The 3,069-nt window shown below is 64.0% G+C and carries 3 protein-coding genes and 1 pseudogene; 2 read left to right on the top strand and 2 right to left on the bottom strand.

The annotated features are described in order from the left end of the window. On the bottom strand, nt 1–276 hold a 276-nt coding region (locus GY769_23325; protein ID MCP4204851.1), incomplete at its 3' end, for a hypothetical protein. Between the two features lie 357 nt (nt 277–633). Between GY769_23325 and GY769_23330 the strand changes: the two are divergent. Together GY769_23330 and GY769_23335 are read left to right on the top strand one after the other, a co-directional pair. Next, a pseudogene (locus GY769_23330) lies at nt 634–1,766 on the top strand (IS3 family transposase). A 356-nt stretch (nt 1,767–2,122) separates the two neighbouring features. Continuing rightward, a complete protein-coding gene (locus GY769_23335) occupies nt 2,123–2,320 on the top strand; it encodes a hypothetical protein (GenBank protein MCP4204852.1) in 198 nt (65 codons plus the stop codon). A 71-nt stretch (nt 2,321–2,391) separates the two neighbouring features. Here the strand turns inward: GY769_23335 and GY769_23340 are convergent. Further along, nucleotides 2,392–3,069, bottom strand: a 678-nt coding sequence (locus GY769_23340; GenBank protein ID MCP4204853.1) for a hypothetical protein, incomplete at its 5' end; no start/stop codon positions are given.

Genomic DNA, 3,069 nt, shown 5'->3' on the forward strand with positions numbered 1-3,069 from the left:
ATAATATTTTAGACCAATTTTCTGTTTGTCATTTAGAAGTTCGGGTTGTTTCTGTAGCTCTTCAATGCTGGTAATTCCAGCTGCAACTAGTTCTTTGGCCTTCTTGGGGCCGACGCCATAGGTCGCCGCGCGGTCACCGAGCCGCACGACCTCGCAGGCCTCGGGGTGAATGCCGAGGATGATCTCTCGCAGGCGCTCCGCCACCGGTCTCATGGCGTCCTGCGTGATGTCGATCAGTTCTTCGAACGTTCCGAGTTGGACCTTGGATTCTGCCATCCGGACCACCGCCTTTCCGTCACCGAGACTTCGTCAAGCGCCGTCGGCCATGCGCTCATCCTGGATCGCCAGCGCCAACGGCCAGGCATCTTCGTGCTGTCCCTGGACGCCTGATCCGGGGGCGACCGCGCTAATGGGCAGGATTCTCGCTGGATGGGAGAACGCAGATCACGACACCGCAATCGCAACCTTGATCGCAGAAGTCTTCGCTATCCGTGAACGAGTTCCCGGCCCATTCGGCGACCGGTTGGTTGGCATGATGGTTCGAATGGACGACCTGCGACCCGCTCAACGTGAAAGTGAAGTTGCCCCGGTTTCGTGGACACATATGCTCTTGCGAGCAAAGGAGGTCACACGATGCCAAGATCCCGTCCCCCATACCCGCGCGAGTTCCGAGAAGAGCTGGTTCAGCTGGCTCGCTCGGGTCGTACTCCGGAGGCGCTGTCGAAGGAGTACGAGCCGTCCGCGCAGACGATCCGGAACTGGGTCGCTCAGGCGGATCGAGATGAGGGCCGTCGCCAAGATGGCCCGACCACCGCTGAGCGCGAGGAGCTGCGTCGGCTGCGCCGGGAGAACCGGCGGCTGCGCGAAGAGCGAGAGATCCTGAAAAAAGCCGCGGCCTGGTTCGCGCAGGAGACCGGATCGATCCCGTCGCGGGGTTCGAATTCGTGAGTGCGAACCGGGCCGATCATGCGGTCGTCACGATGTGCCGGGTGCTGGAGATCTCCACCAGCGGCTACTATGCGTGGCGCCACCGAGAGCCATCGGCTCGTGCGCAGAAGAATGACCAACTGCGGGCCAAGATCCGCCGGTTCCATGCCGAGTCTCGAGGGACCTACGGATCTCCTCGGATTCATGCCGATCTGGAGGAAGATGGCGAGCACATCGGCCGCAAGCGAGTCGCTCGTCTGATGAAAGTCGAAGGCTTGCGAGGCGTTTGTCGTCGCAAGCGGGCCTGGACGACGGTGCGAGATGGTTCCCGGCCGGCGCCGGACCTGGTCGATCGGAACTTCTGCGCGGACGGCCCGAGCCAGCTCTGGGTCGCCGACATCACCTATATCCCGACGTGGGCCGGCTTCTTGTACCTGGCCGTCGTTCTGGGTGTTTGGAGCCGTCGGATCGTAGGATGGTGCATGCGCCCCCATCTGCGGACGGAGTTGATCCTCGAAGCGCTGAACATGGCCATCGATCAACGCCGCCCTGTCGGGGTGATCCATCACTCCGACCAGGGTTCGCAGTACACCTCGCTCGACTTCGGAGATCGCTGCGAGAAGCTCGGGGTGCGGCCCTCGATGGGCTCCGTCGGCGACTGCTACGACAACGCCATGTGCGAGAGCTTCTTCGCCACCTTGGAGTGTGAGCTGTTGGATCGGTCCACGTTCCGCAACCACGCCGAGGCACGCCGTGCGGTCTTCGAGTTCATCGAAAGCTGGTACAACCGTCGTCGCCGTCACTCAGCCCTGGGATACCTGAGTCCACTGCGGTTCGAACTAGCCGCTGAAAGTGAGCTGCGGAAAGAACTGTGGAAAACCGGTGGAAAACCTGCGGATATGTTGTTGAAAATTCCGCCCCAATCCCAGACTCCTCCTCCTCTTATTGAGAGAGATCATGTCTGAAATCCCCAAAGTGTAAACTGTCCACCGAACCGGGGCAGGCCCAGGCGCGAGCCAGCGGACATCGGCGTCGCCGATGCGGTCCTGGCGGGCCCGGAGCTCCCTTCGCCTACCGTACCGGGTCGAACACTGCCAGCCCTTCGGCCTCGGCGGCATCCTGGAGGCGCCGGGCGACTTCCCGAGGCGCTGGCTGTGCTACGCTGATATGGCTGATTTGCCAGCGGAGACGTCGGATGGTGGACCTTACCTACGCCCTGGCCGAGGAGATCGGCGATCCGGAGCTGTTCGTCGGCCGCAGGTCGGAAATGGCGCGCCTCCTGAAGTGGGCCGACGGCACCAAGCGGCGGCTGTCGAAGTCTGATCATCGACGTCGACAAGCTGGCCGGCTACGAGATGCCGCCCTCCGGACCCTGAGCGGCGTCGAGCGTTGATTCCGCCCCGCCTGGGTCACCGGCATCCCCTGGGGACGGCGGCCCTACGCTTGGGCCGGCCGGCGGTGCCGTCAGCTCCAGCTTCGCTCTCGGAGCAAACGCTCCTGGAGTGCCTCGATCTCCGGTACCCCCATCGCCGAGAGTGCGGACTCGCGCTCCGCGTCGAGCTCGATCTCGAAGGCGCCGCACAGGGCGCGAACCGCCCGGCGCAGCCCCTCGGTCAGGCCGGCCTGGTGGCCGTGCCGCTCGGCGATGCTCAGCGCGCCACGGGCGTCCTGTTCGGCGATCTTGGAGCGATCGTAGAGCTCCAGATCCTCGGCCGTGAAGTTGGCCATGCGCGCGACCTCGAGCGCCTCACGGAACGGCCCGCTGGCGAGCACCGGCGGCACCACCTCGAGGTTCTCCGCTTCGCGGAAGAAGTAGGCCCAGCGGTCGATCAGCCCCTCCGGCTCGTTCCCCGCCTGATACTTGGGCAGCTCGAGAAAGACGTACTGCACCTGATTCAGGGCGCGAGCGCCAGTGTGCTGTTCCTGCATGCGCCAGCGACTCAGCATCGGCACCCTGGGGCCGCCCTCCTGCGGCGGCTCGGGCCACAGCAGGAAGTCGCAGATCGTCACCCCGACGACGTCGTCGAGCTGCGGATAGTCCTCACCGGTGCGCAGCTGGGTGACATGGGCCTTGGAGACGTTGTAGACGACCCGCTTCTCGAAACCCTCGACGTTCAGCACCTGCATCTCGACGACGTAGTG

The sequence above is a fragment of the bacterium genome (genome assembly GCA_024224155.1).
In the GTDB taxonomy this organism is placed as follows: Bacteria; Acidobacteriota; Thermoanaerobaculia; order Multivoradales; family JAHEKO01; genus CALZIK01.